Source organism: uncultured Winogradskyella sp., assembly GCF_947501905.1.
GTDB lineage: Bacteria > Bacteroidota > Bacteroidia > Flavobacteriales > Flavobacteriaceae > Winogradskyella.
This window is the reverse complement of record NZ_CANMXL010000005.1, coordinates 20,630-38,776: the sequence shown is the minus strand read 5'-3', so window position 1 is coordinate 38,776 and position 18,147 is coordinate 20,630. Positions and strand designations below refer to the sequence as shown.

General features: G+C 33.9%; 17 protein-coding genes. 9 read left to right on the top strand and 8 right to left on the bottom strand.

Annotated elements, in window-relative coordinates; all coding sequences use genetic code 11:
- Position 1 precedes the first annotated feature (1 nt).
- A complete protein-coding gene (locus Q0770_RS12615; protein WP_299117564.1) occupies positions 2 to 475 on the bottom strand; it encodes an Lrp/AsnC family transcriptional regulator in 474 nt (157 codons plus the stop codon).
- 199 nt (positions 476 to 674) lie between these two features.
- Here Q0770_RS12615 and Q0770_RS12610 point away from each other — a divergent pair, with 199 nt between their 5' ends.
- The 4 genes from Q0770_RS12610 to Q0770_RS12595 are packed head-to-tail and all read left to right on the top strand — an operon-like array spanning position 675 to position 6,247.
- Positions 675 to 1,943, top strand: a complete 1,269-nt coding sequence (locus Q0770_RS12610) for a dihydrolipoamide acetyltransferase family protein (RefSeq protein ID WP_370454719.1) — start codon at positions 675 to 677, stop codon at positions 1,941 to 1,943.
- Between the two features lie 50 nt (positions 1,944 to 1,993).
- A complete protein-coding gene (locus Q0770_RS12605; protein ID WP_299117562.1) occupies positions 1,994 to 3,061 on the top strand; it encodes a branched-chain amino acid aminotransferase in 1,068 nt (355 codons plus the stop codon).
- Entirely contained in the window at positions 3,062 to 5,110 is a 2,049-nt protein-coding gene (locus Q0770_RS12600; protein ID WP_299117560.1) for a thiamine pyrophosphate-dependent enzyme, read from the top strand.
- Positions 5,111 to 5,143: 33 nt separating this feature from the next.
- Positions 5,144 to 6,247: a bestrophin family protein gene (locus Q0770_RS12595; protein WP_299117558.1), complete on the top strand. Its 1,104-nt coding sequence runs from the start codon at positions 5,144 to 5,146 to the stop codon at positions 6,245 to 6,247.
- A gap of 58 nt (positions 6,248 to 6,305) precedes the next feature.
- On the opposite strand, the gene Q0770_RS12590 is transcribed toward Q0770_RS12595, so the two are convergent.
- The 5 genes from Q0770_RS12590 to Q0770_RS12570 all read right to left on the bottom strand — a co-directional run bounded on the left by Q0770_RS12590 (position 6,306) and on the right by Q0770_RS12570 (position 11,223).
- Complete coding sequence (locus Q0770_RS12590; protein WP_299117556.1) at positions 6,306 to 6,497, bottom strand: cold-shock protein; 192 nt, start codon at positions 6,495 to 6,497, stop codon at positions 6,306 to 6,308.
- A 149-nt stretch (positions 6,498 to 6,646) separates the two neighbouring features.
- Complete coding sequence (locus tag Q0770_RS12585) at positions 6,647 to 8,326, bottom strand: SulP family inorganic anion transporter (RefSeq protein WP_299117554.1); 1,680 nt, start codon at positions 8,324 to 8,326, stop codon at positions 6,647 to 6,649.
- A gap of 119 nt (positions 8,327 to 8,445) precedes the next feature.
- The gene (locus tag Q0770_RS12580; protein ID WP_299117552.1) at positions 8,446 to 9,030 is read right to left on the bottom strand and encodes a DUF4136 domain-containing protein; all 585 of its coding nucleotides are present in this window, start codon (positions 9,028 to 9,030) and stop codon (positions 8,446 to 8,448) included.
- Between the two features lie 13 nt (positions 9,031 to 9,043).
- Positions 9,044 to 11,062 (bottom strand): urocanate hydratase, encoded by a 2,019-nt coding sequence (locus tag Q0770_RS12575; RefSeq protein WP_299117550.1) that lies wholly within the window; start codon positions 11,060 to 11,062, stop codon positions 9,044 to 9,046.
- Entirely contained in the window at positions 11,062 to 11,223 is a 162-nt protein-coding gene (locus Q0770_RS12570; protein ID WP_188372669.1) for a DUF5522 domain-containing protein, read from the bottom strand. Before Q0770_RS12570 ends, Q0770_RS12575 begins: the two co-directional genes overlap by 1 nt.
- A gap of 381 nt (positions 11,224 to 11,604) precedes the next feature.
- Here Q0770_RS12570 and Q0770_RS12560 point away from each other — a divergent pair, with 381 nt between their 5' ends.
- From Q0770_RS12560 to hemL, 3 genes are read left to right on the top strand one after another with little or no spacing between them, the layout of a single operon-like run.
- The gene (locus Q0770_RS12560) at positions 11,605 to 12,504 is read left to right on the top strand and encodes a 1-aminocyclopropane-1-carboxylate deaminase/D-cysteine desulfhydrase (RefSeq protein ID WP_299117541.1); all 900 of its coding nucleotides are present in this window, start codon (positions 11,605 to 11,607) and stop codon (positions 12,502 to 12,504) included.
- Positions 12,505 to 13,320 carry a glucosaminidase domain-containing protein gene (locus tag Q0770_RS12555; RefSeq protein WP_299117538.1) on the top strand — a complete coding sequence of 272 codons (816 nt, stop codon included), beginning with the start codon at positions 12,505 to 12,507 and terminating at the stop codon, positions 13,318 to 13,320.
- 4 nt (positions 13,321 to 13,324) lie between these two features.
- A complete protein-coding gene (gene hemL / locus Q0770_RS12550) occupies positions 13,325 to 14,608 on the top strand; it encodes a glutamate-1-semialdehyde 2,1-aminomutase (RefSeq protein ID WP_299117535.1) in 1,284 nt (427 codons plus the stop codon).
- A 46-nt stretch (positions 14,609 to 14,654) separates the two neighbouring features.
- On the opposite strand, the gene Q0770_RS12545 is transcribed toward hemL, so the two are convergent.
- Positions 14,655 to 15,086, bottom strand: a complete 432-nt coding sequence (locus Q0770_RS12545; RefSeq protein WP_299117532.1) for a hypothetical protein — start codon at positions 15,084 to 15,086, stop codon at positions 14,655 to 14,657.
- A gap of 147 nt (positions 15,087 to 15,233) precedes the next feature.
- Positions 15,234 to 16,730: a hypothetical protein gene (locus Q0770_RS12540; RefSeq protein ID WP_299117529.1), complete on the bottom strand. Its 1,497-nt coding sequence runs from the start codon at positions 16,728 to 16,730 to the stop codon at positions 15,234 to 15,236.
- A gap of 151 nt (positions 16,731 to 16,881) precedes the next feature.
- Between Q0770_RS12540 and yiaA the strand changes: the two genes are divergently transcribed.
- Together yiaA and Q0770_RS12530 are read left to right on the top strand one after the other, a co-directional pair.
- Positions 16,882 to 17,370 carry an inner membrane protein YiaA gene (gene yiaA, locus Q0770_RS12535; protein ID WP_299117527.1) on the top strand — a complete coding sequence of 163 codons (489 nt, stop codon included), beginning with the start codon at positions 16,882 to 16,884 and terminating at the stop codon, positions 17,368 to 17,370.
- Positions 17,371 to 17,451: 81 nt separating this feature from the next.
- Entirely contained in the window at positions 17,452 to 18,144 is a 693-nt protein-coding gene (locus Q0770_RS12530) for a CPBP family intramembrane glutamic endopeptidase (protein ID WP_299117524.1), read from the top strand.
- The last annotated feature ends 3 nt before the right edge of the window (positions 18,145 to 18,147 follow it).

Sequence of the window (18,147 nt, the reverse complement as noted above, 5' to 3'; positions counted from 1 at the left end):
TTTAAACTCGACTCAAATCAATTTCATTAGTTTCTTTTCCAGTAGACAATGTAATCAAACTCTGTACATTTCCTAAATAGGGTAGAAGTGTCAATTTTGAAATGATAAACGTTTCATACGCTTCAATGTCTTCTACAACAAGTTTCAGTAAATAATCAAAATTTCCACTAACGCGATGGCACTCTACTATTTCGGGGAAATTGTTTATCTCTTTAACAAATTTTTCGAGATAGCTTCTTGTATGACCTTGAAGCGTAATGCCAATAAAAACAGTAAGCTTTAAACCAATTTTTTTATTGTCTAATACAGCTACATATTTTTTAATATAACCTTCTTTTTCAAGCTTTTTAATCCGTTCAAAAATTGGTGAAGTCGTCATTCCTAATTCTTCGGCAATACTTTTAGTTGTACGATTACTATTTTCTTGAAGAATAGATAATATATGGGTGTCAATCTTGTCTAGTGTATAAGCCATAAGAAAAAATGAATAGTTGAAATTAAAAATAATTATTTCAAAAGTAAAAAAATCTAATTTATTATTATAAAAAAGAATAAAATTCTGAATTAAGATAATATAGAAGTTTTTAACATTGGTAAGATTTAGTATTTATTATTTTTAATCCTTGTTTAAAAATAACGATAAATTGAAAAGTTTTGAACTGAAAATGCCCAAAATGGGCGAGAGTATTACAGAAGGTACCATTATAAATTGGCTGGTAAATGAAGGAGATACTTTTGATGAAGGCGATATTATCCTGGAAGTAGCGACTGATAAAGTTGATAATGAAGTTCCGGCTCCAGCTTCAGGTGTGTTAATAAAAACCTTATTTGGAGCTAAAGATGTAGTTCCTGTTAGTGAGGTTATTGCTTTACTTGAGGTTTCTGACACAGTTAAATCTTCAGAGAAAGAAACAGCTATTAAAAACGAAAAGCCTCAGTCTAAAAAGAAGGAGCAAAAAAGAAAAACTGTTCAGGCGGTTTCTGCTTCAACTTCGAATTCATTTTCAGTTAATAATGCCAATACGTTTTTTTCACCTTTAATTATTGAAATTGCAAAAGAACAGCATATCAGTTTTGAAGAACTAGCAAGGATACCTGCAACTGGTCATGAAGGAAGGTTAAGAAAGAGTGATTTGTTTCAGTATATAGAAGATGGTCGACCTTATAAATTTGCCCAACCTATCACTCAAGACCCAACAGCTTATAGAATACCACAATTAACGTTTGATAAAGGAAAAGGGAAAATTGTAGAAATGGACCGTATGCGTCAGATGATTGCAGACCATATGGTGTATTCAAAACACACATCACCACACGTTACAGCTTATGTGGAAGCTGATTTAACAAATATGGTAAATTGGAGAAATACAAATAAAGTATCGTTTCAAGAAAAGTATGGCGAACGATTAACATTTACACCATTATTTGTTGAAGCAGTAGCAAAAGCGGTTAAAGATTTTCCAAATATCAATGCTTCCGTCGATGGCAATACTATTATTGTAAAAGAAGATATTAATATAGGTATGGCAACGGCATTGCCAAGTGGAAACCTCATTGTACCTGTCGTGAAAAATGCCGACACAAAAGATTTAAAAACACTTGCTGAAAATGTTAATGAATTGGCTGAAAAAGCTAGAGGGAATAAATTGGCTGGTGATGACATAAAAGGCAGCACTTTTACCATTTCTAATGTGGGAACCTTTGGAAGTGTAATGGGAACACCAATTATCAATCAACCAGAAGTTGCGATTCTGGCCCTAGGAATTATTAAAAAACGTCCCGAAGTTATAGAAACAGAAAACGGAGATGAAATTGCCATTCGTAGTATGATGTACTTATCCTTGTCTTTTGATCATCGCGTTGTTGATGGTTTCCTCGGAGGAAGTTTTCTACGCAGAGTAGCTGATTATTTTGAACAGTTTGATGTAAACAGAAAAATATAAACCATTTGTCATTCTGAACTTGTTTCAGAATCTCATAAATCATTAAAATTATGAGTTACAATATTCCAATAACCAAAGTAGAACAATCTAGAGTTGATACTTTAGATTTCAATAATATTCCATTAGGAACAACCTTTACAGATCACATGTTTATCTGTGATTATGAAAATGGTGCATGGGTGAACCCAAGAATAGTTCCTATGGGACTAATTCCAACTCATCCAGCAGCAATGGCTTTGCATTATGGACAAGCCATATTTGAAGGAATGAAAGCCTATAAGGATACGGAAGGTGAGCCTATGTTGTTTAGACCAGAGCAGAATGCTAAACGTTTAAATTTGAGTGCTGACCGTATGGGAATGCCAAATGTTCCTGAAGATTTATTTGTAGATGGGTTAAAAGAATTAGTGAGTTTAGAACATAATTGGATTCCGCCAAAAGAAGGAAGTGCTTTATACTTGAGACCTTTTATGTATGCAGATGAGCCATTTATTGGTATGCGTGCAGCTACACATTATAAGTTTATTATTATGGCATCACCTGCTGGTCCATTTTTTAGTAAGCGTATAAAACTTTGGGCAGAAAAGCAATTTATCAGAGCTGCATTAGGAGGCACAGGTGAAGCAAAAGCTGCTGGAAATTATGCAGCGGCAATTAGACCAACTGAACTAGCTAAAGCTAAAGGTTATGACCAAGTTTTGTGGTTGGATGCGGCTGAGCATAAATACATTCAAGAAGTTGGAACGATGAATATCTTCTTTAAGATAGATGGAGAATTTATTACACCAGAGTTAGATGGTTCTGTACTTCACGGTATTACAAGAGCTAGCGTTATTGATATGCTTAGAGCTATGAATTATAAGGTGATAGAACGAAAAATCACCTTAGACGAAATAAAGATTGCCTCAGAAAACGGAACATTAGAAGAAGCATTTGGTACAGGTACAGCAGTTGGTATTGCATATATTCAAGAGATAGGATTAGAAGGTGAAACAATTCATGTATCAGACCAAAGCCCAGTTGGCTTAGAAGTTAATGATACTTTAAATGCCATCAAGACCGGACAGCTAGAAGATAAATTTGGTTGGATGTTAAAAACAAGAAAGCAATTGGCTTAGATGAAAAAAGATATACTAAAAAAGGGGTTTTCTAAACTCTGCACTGCAAAAGCTATGGCGGAGTTGTACGAAGAGAATTTTAAACAAGTTTCAAAATATGTGCATGCAACATCTCGGGGGCATGAAGCTGTTCAGGTTGCTTTAGGAATGCAATTATTACCTCAAGATTATGCATTTCCTTACTATAGGGATGATGCCATGTTATTGTCATTTGGTTTAGAGCCCTATGATTTAATGTTACAGTTGTTAGCTAAAAAAGATGACCCGTTTTCAGGTGGAAGAACGTATTATTCGCATCCAAGTTTAAAAGACGATGATAAGCCTAAAATTCCGCACCAGTCTTCAGCAACTGGTATGCAAGCTATTCCAGCAACAGGTGTTGCTATGGGAATGCAATACAAAGAATTACAAGGTTTAAATGACAATTCGGTTGAAAACCCTATTTCAGTGTGTTCACTTGGTGATGCGTCTGTGACTGAAGGTGAGATAGCTGAAGCGTTCCAAATGGCTGCCTTGAAACAAATGCCTATTTTATACTTGGTACAGGACAATGGATGGGATATTTCGGCGAATGCTGCAGAAACAAGAGCGCAAAACGCATTTGAATACGCTCAAGGATTTCATGGTTTAGATGCGATTTCAATTGATGGCGCTAATTTTATAGAAAGCTATGAAGCTATCGAAAAAGTGATTGAGATTATACGTAAAGAGCGTCGCCCATTTTTAGTACATGCCAAAGTTCCGTTGTTAAATCATCATACATCTGGTGTGCGAATGGAATGGTATCGTGATGATTTAGACGAAGCACGTTCACGTGACCCATATCCGGTTTTAAAACAACAATTATTAGATAATGGGTTTACTGAATCTGAGGTCAATGTGATAGAAGATGAAGCTAAAGAAAAAGTAACATCAGACTTCGAAAAAGCCTTAGAAGCTGAAAATCCAAAACCTGAAGATTTATTTACGCATGATTTTGTAACAACGCCAATAACAGAAGAAAAAGGAACACGTGAACCAGAAGGAGCTGATAAAGTGGTAATGGTCGACTGTGCTTTATTTGCTGTTGAAGAATTAATGAGAGAGCATAAAGAATGCTTGCTATATGGTCAAGATGTTGGAGGACGACTAGGCGGTGTGTTTAGGGAAGCAGCAACATTAGCTCAAAAATTTGGTGACGACCGTGTATTTAATACGCCAATACAAGAAGCTTTTATTGTTGGGAGCACAGTCGGAATGTCTGCAGTTGGATTAAAACCAATTGTTGAGGTGCAATTTGCCGATTACATCTGGCCAGGACTCAATCAGTTATTTACAGAAGTAAGTCGTAGCTGCTATCTATCTAATGGTAAATGGCCTGTGAGTATGATTCTTCGTGTGCCCATTGGTGCATATGGCAGTGGTGGGCCATACCATTCGTCTTCAGTAGAAAGTGTAATTACAAATATTCGTGGTATTAAAATCGCCTATCCAAGTAATGGAGCTGACTTAAAAGGCTTAATGAAAGCGGCTTATCACGACCCAAATCCTGTGGTTATTTTAGAACACAAAGGTTTGTATTGGTCTAAAGTACCAGGAACAAATGGTGCAACATCTGTTGAACCTTCTGAAGATTATATATTACCATTTGGCAAAGCTTGGGTACTTCAAGAGATTTGGAAACAAGATGATGTTGAAACGCTGACTATAATAACTTATGGAATGGGTGTTCATTGGGCTTATAATGCGTCAGGAGAACTCGATATGCGAGATCAAATAGAAATCATTGATTTACGAACATTATATCCGCTTGATGAAGACACAATTATGAAGTCAGTTAAGAAAACAGGTAAATGTTTAGTGGTAACTGAAGAGCCTTCTAATAATAGTTTTGCCAGAGCATTAGCTGGAAAAATTCAAGAAGAATGTTTCAAATATTTAGATGCGCCAGTAATGACAATTGGAAGCGAAAATATGCCAGCAATCCCATTAAATTCTACTTTAGAACAAACCATGATTCCTTCAACCGAAAAGGTAAAAGCTAAAATAGAAGTCTTGCTTAATTATTAGTCTTTTGTATATTACATGATATAACATAATTTCATGTATACAAGACGAATATTTCCTGTAAAAGGGGTCATTAAATGGACGCGAAGGTATCTATTCCTTTTTTTTATTTTAGCTACAATACCAGTTATTCTATTTGATATTGTTGGCTTAAAATGGTTACATGTCCCTTGGTTGCCTTTAGGTGTTTTAGGTACAGCTGTAGCCTTTTTGGTCAGTTTTAAGAATAACGCCTCATACGATAGGCTTTGGGAAGCTCGTAAAATTTGGGGTGGTATTGTTAATGCATCGAGATCTTGGACTATTCAAGTTAAAGATTTTATTACAAATCAATTTGCAAAAAATCCTATCTCTGAAGCTGAACTTCATCATATACACAAGGAACTAGTACATCGACATGTGGCTTGGCTTACGGCTTTGCGATATCAATTGCGAAAGGATAAACCTTGGGAAATGCATTTAAAAAATAAGAAATCTAATAAGGAATTTCGTGAATCGCAATATTTGGTTTGCGAAGACACAATTCCTATCAAAGAAGCTATTAGTCCATATGTTTCAGATAAAGAGTATGATGAGTTATTTGCTAAAGTGAATCAAGCATCACAAATTTTAGGGATTCAATCTAGGCGATTAAAAGAATTAAAAACCTTAGGCCTTATAGATGATTTTAGGCATATGGAAATGGAGAATATGTTGGTTGAATTCTACACGCTTCAAGGAAAGAGTGAGCGTATTAAGAATTTCCCGTATCCAAGGCAGTATGCCACCATGAATTATATTTTTGTTTGGCTATTTATTTTGATGATTCCTTATGGAATTATGGAGGAGTTTGAATCGATTGGAAAGCATATTATGAGTGAGTTAACAGTTCATCAATCAAGGACATCTTGGGGGCATTTAATTCAGGAATTTATTGCAAAACATTTTGTGTGGTTTTCGATACCTTTTAGTGCTTTGTTAGCATGGGTGTTTCACACGATGGAAGCTATTGGAGAAAATACAGAAAACCCATTTGAAGGTGGTCCTAATGATGTGCCTATCACTAACATGAGTAGAGGTATAGAAATAGATATTAGACAATTAATTGATGATACTGATATTCCTGAACCTTACGAATGGAAAAATGATATAGTTATGTAGTAAAAAAAGCCATCTTAATTAAGATGGCTTTTTCTTTAAAAAGATTTAAGGTATATAATTATATAACTTTTACATTTACTGCGTTTAATCCCTTTTTTCCTTCTGTTAAATCGAATTCTACATTGTCACCTTCTTTTACTTCATCAACTAAACCGGAAATGTGTACAAAATGATCTTTGTCGCTTCCTTCTTCTGTTATGAATCCAAAACCTTTAGAATCATTAAAAAATTTTACTGTACCAGTACTCATATTAAAATATATTAAATTGAGTACGAAAGTAGTCTAATTAATTGATTTTCAATTATTTTCGCTCTTTTATTTTAGTGAACTGAAGAAAATAGTTAGCTAATCACTTAATACTTAATTAGTAAGCAGTAAATAAAGAATGTAAAGTTGGCTTAAATTTTATATTCAGATAAGGATTTTGTAAACTTCTCGGGATTTGCGGCCAAGTGATATCTCGGATCATCAATATCTTCAATGATGACTTCTTCAAATTTAGGACTTGCTTTTCGTAGCAATACTTTACAATCTTGGCTAAGATGCTTTAGCTTGATGGACTTTCCTTCAGCCTCATATTTATTGACTAAATTAAAAATAGCTTCTAATGCAGAATGATCACTTACGCGAGATTCTACAAAATCAATTTCAATATTTTGAGGGTCATTTTTCACATCAAATTTTGAATTGAAATTCTGAATAGAACCAAAGAATAATGGTCCCCAAATTTCATAAGTTTTGGTGCCATCTGGCTGCATACGTTTACGTGCTCTAATCATGGTAGCATTTTTCCATGCAAAGACTAATGCCGAAATAATAACACCCGCAATTACCGCTACGGCTAAATCTTTCCAAACCGTAATGGCAGATACAGCAATTAAAACAATGGCATCTGATAAAGGAATTTTTCTTATAATTCTGAAACTAGACCAAGCAAATGTTCCGATAACTACCATAAACATAACGCCTACCAAAGCTGCAATAGGAATTTGTTCAATTAAAGGCGCGCCAAATAATACAAAGCATAATAAAGCTATTGCTGCAACAGCTCCAGATAAACGACCACGTCCACCGGAATCTACATTAATTATAGATTGACCAATCATAGCACAACCGCCCATTCCGCCAAATAAACCATTCAATATATTAGCACCACCTTGTGCAACACATTCGCGGTTTCCATTACCACGAGTTTCGGTCATTTCATCAATAAGGTTCAAGGTCATCAAAGATTCAATTAAACCAATAGCTGCTAATATAAATGCGGTAGGTAAAATAGTTTTTAGAAAGTGACCATCTAGGGTGTTGAATAATCCAAAAATTTGATCTTGAAATGTTGGTAAGCTTCCTTGTAATCCTTCACCGCCACCATCTCTGATAAATGAACCTACGGTACTCATTTCTATGCCACCAAATATAGTAATGCTTGCAACCACAATTATTGCGATTAATGCAGCTGGTATTTTTTTAGTGAGTTTAGGTAAACCATACATAATGCCCATAGTTAATCCAATAAAGCCCATCATTTTCCAAAAAGCAGCATTTGTAAATAAAGCCGAAAACCACTCTGAAGTATTACTCCAAATAGAAATGTCTTTAGGTACTGCATTAGGAAATAAACCTAACTGAGATAAGAAAATAACAATTGCAAGACCATTAACAAATCCCATCATTACTGGATGTGGAATTAAACGTACAAATTTTCCAAGTTTAAAAACACCGGCTAAAATTTGAATCCCTCCGACGAATAGTAAGGTAATAAATAGCCACTGTAAGCCAAGATTTTCGATTGGAGTTTCAAGAGTTAAGCCAACTTCATTTCCTTTTTGAATTAAGTGAACCATAACCACAGCCATAGCGCCAGTTGCTCCAGAAATCATACCAGGTCTTCCACCAAAAAGTGCCGTTACAATTCCCATCATAAAAGCACCATACAAGCCAACAAGCGGGTCAACACCAGCGACAAAAGCAAAAGCTACAGCTTCTGGAACTAAAGCCAATGCTACCGTTAATCCAGAAAGAATATCATTCTTGGGATTTTGCGTGAAATTTTTTCGAGTTGTTTGGCCTAATATCATAATGCTTCATCTTAAAAGTGCGCAAAGATAAACTTTTATGGGAGATGACTTGTAAGACTATATTCAAAAAAAGAGCACCCAAATAGTGGGTGCTCTTGATTAGATAAGTATTATATCTTTTATTTTGTACTAGCTTCTGGCGGATATTTTGTCATCATTGCAGAAACAAATTCTTTAATTCTAGCTTCTTTCTTTTCAACATTTTTGGTGGCTAGATAACCAGTTCCGGATCCTTGCCATATAAGTTGTTTCTTATTTGCATCAATAAAATCTACAAAGAGAATACCTTCGGTTCTTGTAGAGACGTTATTTCCGCCCCAGCCAAAACCAGGCCCCCAGGCACCCCAACCAGGTACCCAGCCCCATCTTCCAAATCCACCCCAGCCCCAAGCGCCAACACCCCAAGCATTGTTGTATATGTCTACGCGTTGGTTTGATTTGGTGAAAATGCTAACTAGCATATCAGGATTTTCTGATTTAGTCATGCCTTTTGCCATCAATTCTGCTTCAACAGCTTTAAGTATTCGGCGTTTATCCAAGTCGCTGATTTCTGCTTTGTCAATTCCTGGCTTGAAAAAAGCAAAAGTTTTGTAATCGTTAAATTGAGTTTCTTTATCATAGTCTGATGCTACACGCACAGAACTACAAGAGCTCATTAATACTGCTAAAAATAATACAGGAAGAAATTTAATTGTCTTTTTCATAATCTGAGTAGTTTTATTTGAGTTCGAGTCCGTTTAAAAGTTTATCGTCTACAGTATTTGGTAATGTAACTTTTAGATTAGGCTCACTTTCCATAGCACGTTTTATAGCAAAAACTGCACCTTCATTTCTAGCCCAACTTCGTCTTGAAATACCGTTGTTAACATCCCAAAACAACATCTGTTTCAAACGTTTAGATGCTTCTTTACTACCATCAAGAACCATACCAAAACCACCATTTATAACTTCGCCCCATCCAACACCACCACCATTGTGTATACTTACCCATGTTGCGCCTCTAAAACTGTCACCTATAACATTGTGTATGGCCATATCTGCCGTATATCTTGAGCCGTCGTATATGTTACTTGTTTCTCGATAAGGAGAGTCCGTACCAGAGACATCGTGGTGGTCGCGTCCTAAAATTACATATCCTATTTCTTTATTTTGTATAGCTTTATTAAAAGCTTCGGCAATTTTCATACGGCCCTCAGCATCTGCATATAATATTCTAGCTTGAGAGCCTACAACTAGTTTATTTTCTTTCGCGCCTTTTATCCACTGAATATTATCAGCCATTTGTTGCTGAATTTCGACTGGAGCTTCTTTCATTAATTCCTCAAGGACTTCACAAGCAATTTCATCAGTTTTTTGCAAATCTTCAGGTTTTCCGGATGCGCATACCCAACGGAAAGGACCAAAACCGTAATCAAAACACATTGGCCCCATAATATCTTGAACGTAACTTGGGTATTTAAACTCTCTTCCTAATGACGGATTTTCATTCATTATATCCGCACCAGCACGTGAAGCTTCAAGTAAAAAGGCATTGCCATAATCGAAGAAATACGTGCCTTTTTTAGTATGTTTATTTATAGCATTGGCATGACGACGAAGTGTTTCTTGTACTTTGGTTTTAAATAATTCAGGATTATTAGCCATCATGCCATTGGCGTCTTCGAAAGAGATTCCGACAGGATAATAACCACCGGCCCAAGGATTGTGAAGTGAGGTTTGGTCACTTCCTAAGTCGATATAAATATTTGCTTCGTCAAATTTTTCCCAGACATCAACAATATTGCCTAAATAGGCAATAGATATTGTCTCTTTTTCAATTTTAGCTTTATTAACTCTAGAAACAAGTTCTCCTAAATCCGTAATTTTTTCATCAATCCAGCCTTGGTCTAATCGTACTTGAGTAATTTTTGGATTTACCTCTGCACAAACTGTAATACAACCTGCAATATTACCAGCTTTTGGTTGTGCGCCAGACATACCACCCAATCCTGATGTTACAAACAAATTGCCTTTAGGTTCTTTTCCTATTTTTCTAAATCCATTTAATACTGTGATTGTTGTTCCATGGACAATACCTTGTGGGCCAATGTACATGTAACTACCCGCAGTCATTTGTCCATACTGTGTCACACCAAGTGCATTAAACTTTTCCCAATCATCGGGTTTAGAGTAATTAGGTATCATCATGCCGTTAGTAACCACAACTCTAGGCGCTTCTTTATGACTTGGGAATAAGCCCATTGGATGACCAGAATACATAACAAGTGTTTGCTCATCATTCATTTCGGCCAAATACTTCATAGTCAATAGATATTGTGCCCAGTTAGAAAACACACCTCCATTACCACCATAAGTAATGAGTTCATGAGGATGTTGTGCTACTGCATAATCCAAATTATTTTGAATCATAAGCATTATAGCTGCTGCTTGCTTAGATTTTGCTGGATACTCATCAATTGATCTAGCATACATTTTGTAATCAGGTCGATACCGATACATGTATATACGCCCATAAGTTTCGAGCTCTTTTTTAAACTCTTCTAATAAAACTTTATGATGTTTTTTATCAAAGTATCTCAATGCATTTTGTAATGCCAGCTTTTTTTCTTCAGGAGATAGAATATCCTTTCTAAAAGGTGCATGATTTATAGCTTTGTCATAAGGTTTTGAATCAGGTAATTGCTCGGGTATACCTTGTAGTATCTGGTCTTTGAATTTTGCAAGCGTTGTCTGCATTACTTTTTTTTTAATGTTTCTTTTGAAAATCCGTAAGGACAATGTCTACATCCGCTTTCACAACAATATCCTCTTTTTAAATGGTATTGCTCAGTAAAACAGCGATAGCCTTCAGGTGTTAAGTAATAATCACCATCTTCTATTGGGACATATTTTTTCATAGATAACAAAGATAGCTTATTTTGGAGTGATTTTTGAATATGATTAAGCGTGATATTGATTTCAAAATATATAGTGCCTAAAGGCTATTTAGGCTTGACTTTGTTTCCGTTTATTTTTTTAAAACGAAAGAGTTTGGCTCTAAATAAGATTTTAATTAGTCACGAGAAGATTCATCTTCGGCAACAAATAGAACTATTGGTTATACTATTTTACTTGTTTTATATAGTTGAGTTTATAATTAGGTATGTTAAATTGAAAAATTGGAAACTAGCTTATAAGTCTATTTCTTTTGAAAAAGAGGCTTATGAAAATGAAGGCAATCCGAAGTTTCTGAAAAAGCGACCATTTTGGAATTTTATACATTATTTTTGATATAGAAAATGAAGTCGAAAACCCAACAGATTCATATTGAAAATGATAAGAATATTCAGCTTTATATAAAGCGTGAAGATTTGATTCATCCGTTTGTTTCTGGTAATAAATTCCGAAAACTTAAGTATAATTTAATTGAAGCAAAACGGCTTCATAAGGATACACTTTTGACTTTCGGAGGTGCATTTTCTAACCACATAGCAGCTGTCGCTTATGCAGGATATAATAATGGTTTTAAGACTATTGGCGTTATTAGAGGAGAAGAGATAGGATCACAAATTAATACAAATCCTACATTACGTTTTGCTCAAGAAAATGGGATGAAATTTCATTTTATTTCTCGAGAGAATTATAGGAAAAAAACTTCAGAAAATTTTATAAATGGATTAAGAAACCAATTTGGGGAGTTTTATTTAATCCCAGAAGGCGGAACCAATGAATTGGCTGTAAAAGGATGCGAAGAGATACTAGATTTTGAAGATGTTAAATACGATTATATATGCACTTGTGTTGGAACAGGAGGAACAATATCTGGAATAATAAACGCTTCAGAAAAGTATCAAAAGATATTAGGTTTTCCTGCCTTAAAAGGTGATTTTTTAAGAGAAGAAATTATTAAATTTGCAAACAGTAAAAATTGGCAATTAATCAATGATTACCATTTTGGAGGATATGCTAAAATAAACATACAATTAGTAGCGTTTATTAATGATTTTAAATCCAAATATAGCATACAGTTAGACCCAATATATACAGGTAAAATGCTATTTGGGATTGTAGATATGATTGCTAAAGATGAGTTTGAAAGTAATTCAAAAATTTTAGTAATTCATACAGGTGGACTTCAGGGTATTGAAGGTATGAACCAGCGATTAAAAAACAAATCAATGCCTTTAATCAGAGTGTAAATGAGAAAAAGAGTTCTATTAATAATTTTAGTATCCTTTGTTTTTGCTTGTGGACCTAAAAAAGGTATTGTCACTAAAAAAGAGAAGACGGATACTAAGACAGAAGAGGTTGAGGTTAAAGATGCTCCAGAGGATACATCTACTAAAATGCCAACTAAAACTGTAGAAAAGCCTCCAAGAAAGAGGACATCAGTCGACACTTACATTGATACCTATGCAGATATTGCAATGGCGGAAATGCGTACTTCAAAAATCCCAGCGAGCATTACTTTAGCACAAGGCATTTTAGAATCGGGGTCGGGTAATGGTCGTTTGGCAAAAGAAGCTAATAATCATTTTGGTATTAAATGTCATGGGTGGAAAGGCGCAAAAATCTATCATGATGATGACCGTTCTCAAGAATGTTTTAGAAAGTACAAGGCTGCTTCTACATCTTATAAAGATCATTCAGAATTTTTGACCGGTAGAAAGCGTTATGCAAGCTTATTTAAACTAAAGCTTAATGATTACAAAGGATGGGCTAGAGGTTTGAGGGCTGCGGGCTATGCTACAGATAGAAAGTATCCTCAAAAATTGATTAGCCTTATTGAACGCTATGAGCTTTATAAATATGATAAGCAGGTTTTAGGAAGTGTAACTAAAAGAAAAAATAAAAATAAAACCACAGAGTCTTTATCTCATACGGTCATCAAAGGTGATACTTTATATTCTTTGAGTCGGAAATATGGTTTAACGGTAGAAGCTATAAAACAAAAAAATAGTTTAACATCTAATGACTTAACCGTTGGTCAAGTCTTGATTATAAAATCAGAATAATTTTATGTTATATCAAAGAAGCAGTGCGCTTTTTAAAGAAGCTCAAGAGGTGATTCCTGGAGGCGTAAATTCGCCAGTTAGAGCTTTTAAAGGTGTTGGTGGTACTCCTATCTTTGCAAAATCGGCTAAAGGGGCTTACGTTTATGACGAAGATGGGAATCGTTATATCGATTATATAAACTCTTGGGGTCCGATGTTGTTGGGTCATGCTTTTAAACCAGTTGTTGAAGCAGTAAAGGCTAAAGCCGAATCCGGTACATCTTTTGGAATGCCAACAGCTATCGAAACGGAGATTGCGGAATTAGCAGTGTCAATGGTACCTAATATTGACAAAATAAGATTTGTAAATTCAGGAACAGAAGCTTGTATGAGTGCCATAAGACTTGCTCGAGGATTTACAGGTAGAGATAAGATTATAAAATTTTCTGGTTGTTATCACGGACATAGTGATGCTTTTTTAATTGCTGCTGGAAGTGGTGGTGCAACATTTGGTACTCCCAACAGTCCAGGAGTTACTCAAGGTACTGCAAAAGACACATTGTTAGCGAATTATAATAATCTAGAGAATGTGAAACAGCTTATTGAAGCTAATACAGATGAAATTGCGGCAATTATTATTGAGCCTGTAGCAGGAAATATGGGTTGTATTCCGCCTAAAGAGGATTTTTTAAATGGGTTGAGATTACTTTGCGATTCTAATGGTATACTATTAATTTTTGATGAGGTTATGACTGGCTTTAGGCTCGCTAAAGGTGGTGCGCAAGAATTATATGGCGTAAATGCTGATATTGTTTGTTTTGGTAAAGTAATTGGAGGTGGACTGCCAGTTGGTGCATTTGCTGCTAGAAATGAAATAATGAATTATTTGGCGCCTTTAGGTCCAGTGTATCAAGCTGGAACTTTAAGTGGTAATCCTTTAGCGATGGCAGCTGGATTGGCAATGTTAAAGGCTATTAATTCTGATAAAGATTTATTTAAACGCCTTGAAGAAAAAACAGTGTATTTACATAAAGGTATTGCTGAAGTCTTAGATAAATCTAATATTCATTATACAATTAATAGAGTAGGCTCTATGATTTCTGTTCATTTTGATGAAGGAGAAGTCTTTGATTTTGATACAGCTGCAAAAGGAAATAACAAAACGTTTAAAGCTTTTTTTCATAGCATGCTTAATCAGGGTATTTACATAGCGCCAAGTGCATTTGAAACTTGGTTTATAACAGATGCTTTATCTTATAATGATTTAGATGAGACTATTAAGGCTGTCAAAAAATTTGTAAAAGAATAGCATAAAAAAGAGCGCTATCGGCGCTCTTTTTACTCTTTTAAAAGAATTATTTTCTTCTTTTTCCTCTCCTTTTTCCTTTATGCATTTTGCGTTCCATCATTTGAGAAAATTTGGCATATTGCTCATCATCAAGGATAGTTTTCATTTTTGCTTTTAGTGCTATTTGAGCATCAAGTCTTTCAGATCTCATTTTCTTAAGCTCTTCATCACTCATCTCTTTACGAGACTTTTTGTCCATATCCATTTTACCTTGACCTTCTTTATAATGTGCAAGCAATACTTCTTGAACTTGTGTTTGTTGTTTTTGCGACAAATCTAATCTTAAAGCCATTTGCTTTGTTTGCATTTCTGCACGTTCTTCAGGAGATGAATTCTTAGTTAAGCGCTCCATTAAAGCTTTTTTCTTCTCTGATTTGTCTTTCTGTGCAAAGCCTGTAAATGTACATAGAGCTAATGCGAGTACTAATAATTTTTTCATGGGTTTAATTTTATTGTTTTTTAATCGATTGATTGGGATTTCTTTAGTAAAAATCCCTTCGTTAAACATTTTGTTCTTCTCTATGACTTCTTAAAGCCAAAAGCGTTTAAATGTACTGCTTTTTTTAACACATTATTTAACACTTATCTATTTTTTAACAAGTTTTAATGTGGTTTTATATAGAGGTTTGTTCTCTAGTTTGCTTTTTAGCCAGGCATAAAAGCTTATTACAAAAATATCTTCTTCGTAGGCTTGTTTCCATATAAGAGTTTCCTCGACTTTGCTTTTAAAACTTTTAGTTGCTGCTATTTGAGGATTTTTATAGTAAACTTCAGCAAAGTTTATAAAGGCAAGGATACGGGTTTGATTTGTGTCTTTAAGATGCTTTGTATATAGTCGTCTAAAACTTTTTAATCTTGAGTAGAAAAGGTCTTCATCACCTAATTCGATGTATAATAATAATTCTGAAAGATTTTTTTTAATTACCCAATCGATTCCTGCTTTTTCAATATACCAATTATCAGTATGGTAAAATTTTGAGAGTATAGATTTAGCATTGTTTAATTCATTTTGCTGAAAATAAAACATGAGTAATGATAGCTGGAGGTCAAGTGAAGCTTCAATATCATTGTGCTTTTTTGTAATAATATTAAGGGTAATATTTATGGCATCTTTTGAGGCATTATTGTAATTAAGATTTAAAGCTTTTACTAAGGTCAATTTTAGAATAAAAGTTTTGTAATATGTATTTTTTTTGAGCATCATTAACTGATGCATTTCATGGATGTACTTTAAAGATTCTTCAAATTTTTTATTTCTAAAAAGTGTATTCGCTATAATGTAAACAATTTGTATCTGGTAATAGAGCTGCTTATTTGTGTCTTTCTTTTTTTTGAGTATCGCGTAGCTTTTTAAAACAAAATCTTCGATTTCAAAATAGCGTGTTGTGATAAAAGCAGATATGTTGGCTATTGCCAAAATTTGATAAAGTGATTTAAAGGAAAGTGACTCGTTTAATTTAATGTCAGATTCTTTCAGAGTTTGCTCTAAAATTGTTTCGAAATCGACAATTTTTCTTTCATAGCTTATAAGGTTTAATACTGATTTTAATTTTGAATAGACTGTATTTAGTTGGTCTTCTAAATGATGCTTTTTTCGATTTTCATTTTGTTGTCTTATAAGGTCTTCTAAGTTTACTTTAGGATAGTCTGGCGCGTATTGAATCTTAGTATGATAGATTTCATTCAGAATTGGGAATAATGAATTTTGATCAGCTAACTGCTCAGCTTTATCTAAAAGTTTGTAGGCTGTAGAAAAGTTTTTTTGAAGTAAGAATGTGCGAGATGCTAGTATGTGTTTTATAATCTGAATGTCTATAGAGTTTTCATCCTCTAGACTTTTGTTTGCAGTAAAATCTATTAAGCTGTCAAATAATCGCTTTCTCAAGGCGTGATATGCATTTTTATTATCAGAGTTGTAAAGCTTTTTACATATTATATTAGAGTTAGTTTCTCCCTCGGCTAATAGTCTAAATAACTGAATGTTTTTAGTGTCCGTACGTTTGTTTTTACGCTCTAAATAGATAGTGAAATCATATCTACCTCTACTGTTTAAAGTATTTATTATAGCATTTATGTCTATCATTTAGTCGTAATTAAATATTTATTTGTTTCAATAAATATAGTACTTAATCTATTATTATATTAAAATATATCATAAGTTTTATATGAAAATTGATTTTCATTATACTGGTTTTGATTGCACTTTTGTCCTGTAATCATTAAAACAAAATATTATGAATTATCAAACCACCGTCTCATTAAAAGATGATGACAAAGTGACCTCGAAGAAGAAGGAGAAAAAAGTTTATAACCAAAAACCAACTCCATCATTCATTGGGGCATCATGGACAGCTTTAATTATTGGCATGGTAGCCTATTGTATTGGGCTATGGAATGCAGATATGATGCTTAATGAAAAGGGTTATTATTTTACCATTTTGCTTTTTGGTCTATTCTCTGTGATATCTGTACAAAAAGCTGTAAGAGATAAGCTCGAAGATATCCAAGTAACAGATATGTATTATGGCATAAGCTGGTTTACTTCTGTTGCGTCAATTGTTTTACTAGTTATAGGTTTATGGAATGCAGATTTAGAGCTTAGTGAAAAAGGATTTTATGGTATGTCTTTTACTTTAAGTCTTTTCTCTGCAATTGCAGTACAAAAAAATACCAGAGATGTAGCTTATATAGATAAAGAACTAGAAACTAACAGCGAACTATAGTTAGTTTTGATGATTGGTAGTTAGCAACCAAAAACCTCGTAGCAATTTGATTGAATGTTACGAGGTTTTAAATTAATATTTATGAAGAATAGATTAACAAAACATCTTTTAAGTTTTTCAGCATTAAAACTTACTAGATCTGTTTCTGATAAAGCAAGACTATTAGAAATATTGGGAGTAGTAATGACTGGAATTGGAAAGTTCATTTTTATGGATTATTTAAATTGGAGATTGCCATTTGTTATAACAGCTATAGTGTATTGGGGTCTTTACGTTTTATTTCGATATAAAAAGAATAGACAGGTTTTAAAAGATTGGGGATTCAGATTTGATAATTTCAAACAAGTATTAATATTAATATTGCCTTTTACTATAATCTCTATTTTGTCTTTTTTTGTAATTGGATTTTTCCAAGGGACAATAAATATAACATGGCATATTTTACCTTTATTAATAACTTATCCTATTTGGGGAGTTATACAGCAGTTCCTTATTATCGGTTTGTTAGCAGGGAACCTTAATGATTCAAAAAGTATAAAATTAAACAAGCATCTAATAATAATTATAACAGCTTTATTCTTTTCTATTGTGCATTATCCTTCATATTGGCTAATCATAGGAACATTTATTTTGGCGCTATTTTATGGTTATATATATCTTAAAGCTAAAAACATCTATGTACTAGGTTTGCTTCATGGATGGCTTGGAGCTCTTTTTTATTACACAGTAGTTAACCAAGATCCTTTTGCTGATGTGTTTTTAAAATATTTGTAATCC

Excerpts from the sequence above, each read along its gene's own strand:
- Q0770_RS12615 (WP_299117564.1), bottom strand. The coding sequence starts at position 475 with ATGGCTTATACACTAGACAAGATTGACACCCATATATTATCTATTCTT.
- Q0770_RS12610 (WP_370454719.1), top strand. The coding sequence starts at position 675 with ATGGGCGAGAGTATTACAGAAGGTACCATTATAAATTGGCTGGTAAAT.
- Q0770_RS12605 (WP_299117562.1), top strand. The coding sequence starts at position 1,994 with ATGAGTTACAATATTCCAATAACCAAAGTAGAACAATCTAGAGTTGAT.
- Q0770_RS12600 (WP_299117560.1), top strand. The coding sequence starts at position 3,062 with ATGAAAAAAGATATACTAAAAAAGGGGTTTTCTAAACTCTGCACTGCA.
- Q0770_RS12595 (WP_299117558.1), top strand. The coding sequence starts at position 5,144 with ATGTATACAAGACGAATATTTCCTGTAAAAGGGGTCATTAAATGGACG.
- Q0770_RS12590 (WP_299117556.1), bottom strand. The coding sequence starts at position 6,497 with ATGAGTACTGGTACAGTAAAATTTTTTAATGATTCTAAAGGTTTTGGA.
- Q0770_RS12585 (WP_299117554.1), bottom strand. The coding sequence starts at position 8,326 with ATGATATTAGGCCAAACAACTCGAAAAAATTTCACGCAAAATCCCAAG.
- Q0770_RS12580 (WP_299117552.1), bottom strand. The coding sequence starts at position 9,030 with ATGAAAAAGACAATTAAATTTCTTCCTGTATTATTTTTAGCAGTATTA.
- Q0770_RS12575 (WP_299117550.1), bottom strand. The coding sequence starts at position 11,062 with ATGCAGACAACGCTTGCAAAATTCAAAGACCAGATACTACAAGGTATA.
- Q0770_RS12570 (WP_188372669.1), bottom strand. The coding sequence starts at position 11,223 with ATGAAAAAATATGTCCCAATAGAAGATGGTGATTATTACTTAACACCT.
- Q0770_RS12560 (WP_299117541.1), top strand. The coding sequence starts at position 11,605 with ATGAAGTCGAAAACCCAACAGATTCATATTGAAAATGATAAGAATATT.
- Q0770_RS12555 (WP_299117538.1), top strand. The coding sequence starts at position 12,505 with ATGAGAAAAAGAGTTCTATTAATAATTTTAGTATCCTTTGTTTTTGCT.
- hemL (WP_299117535.1), top strand. The coding sequence starts at position 13,325 with ATGTTATATCAAAGAAGCAGTGCGCTTTTTAAAGAAGCTCAAGAGGTG.
- Q0770_RS12545 (WP_299117532.1), bottom strand. The coding sequence starts at position 15,086 with ATGAAAAAATTATTAGTACTCGCATTAGCTCTATGTACATTTACAGGC.
- Q0770_RS12540 (WP_299117529.1), bottom strand. The coding sequence starts at position 16,730 with ATGATAGACATAAATGCTATAATAAATACTTTAAACAGTAGAGGTAGA.
- yiaA (WP_299117527.1), top strand. The coding sequence starts at position 16,882 with ATGAATTATCAAACCACCGTCTCATTAAAAGATGATGACAAAGTGACC.
- Q0770_RS12530 (WP_299117524.1), top strand. The coding sequence starts at position 17,452 with ATGAAGAATAGATTAACAAAACATCTTTTAAGTTTTTCAGCATTAAAA.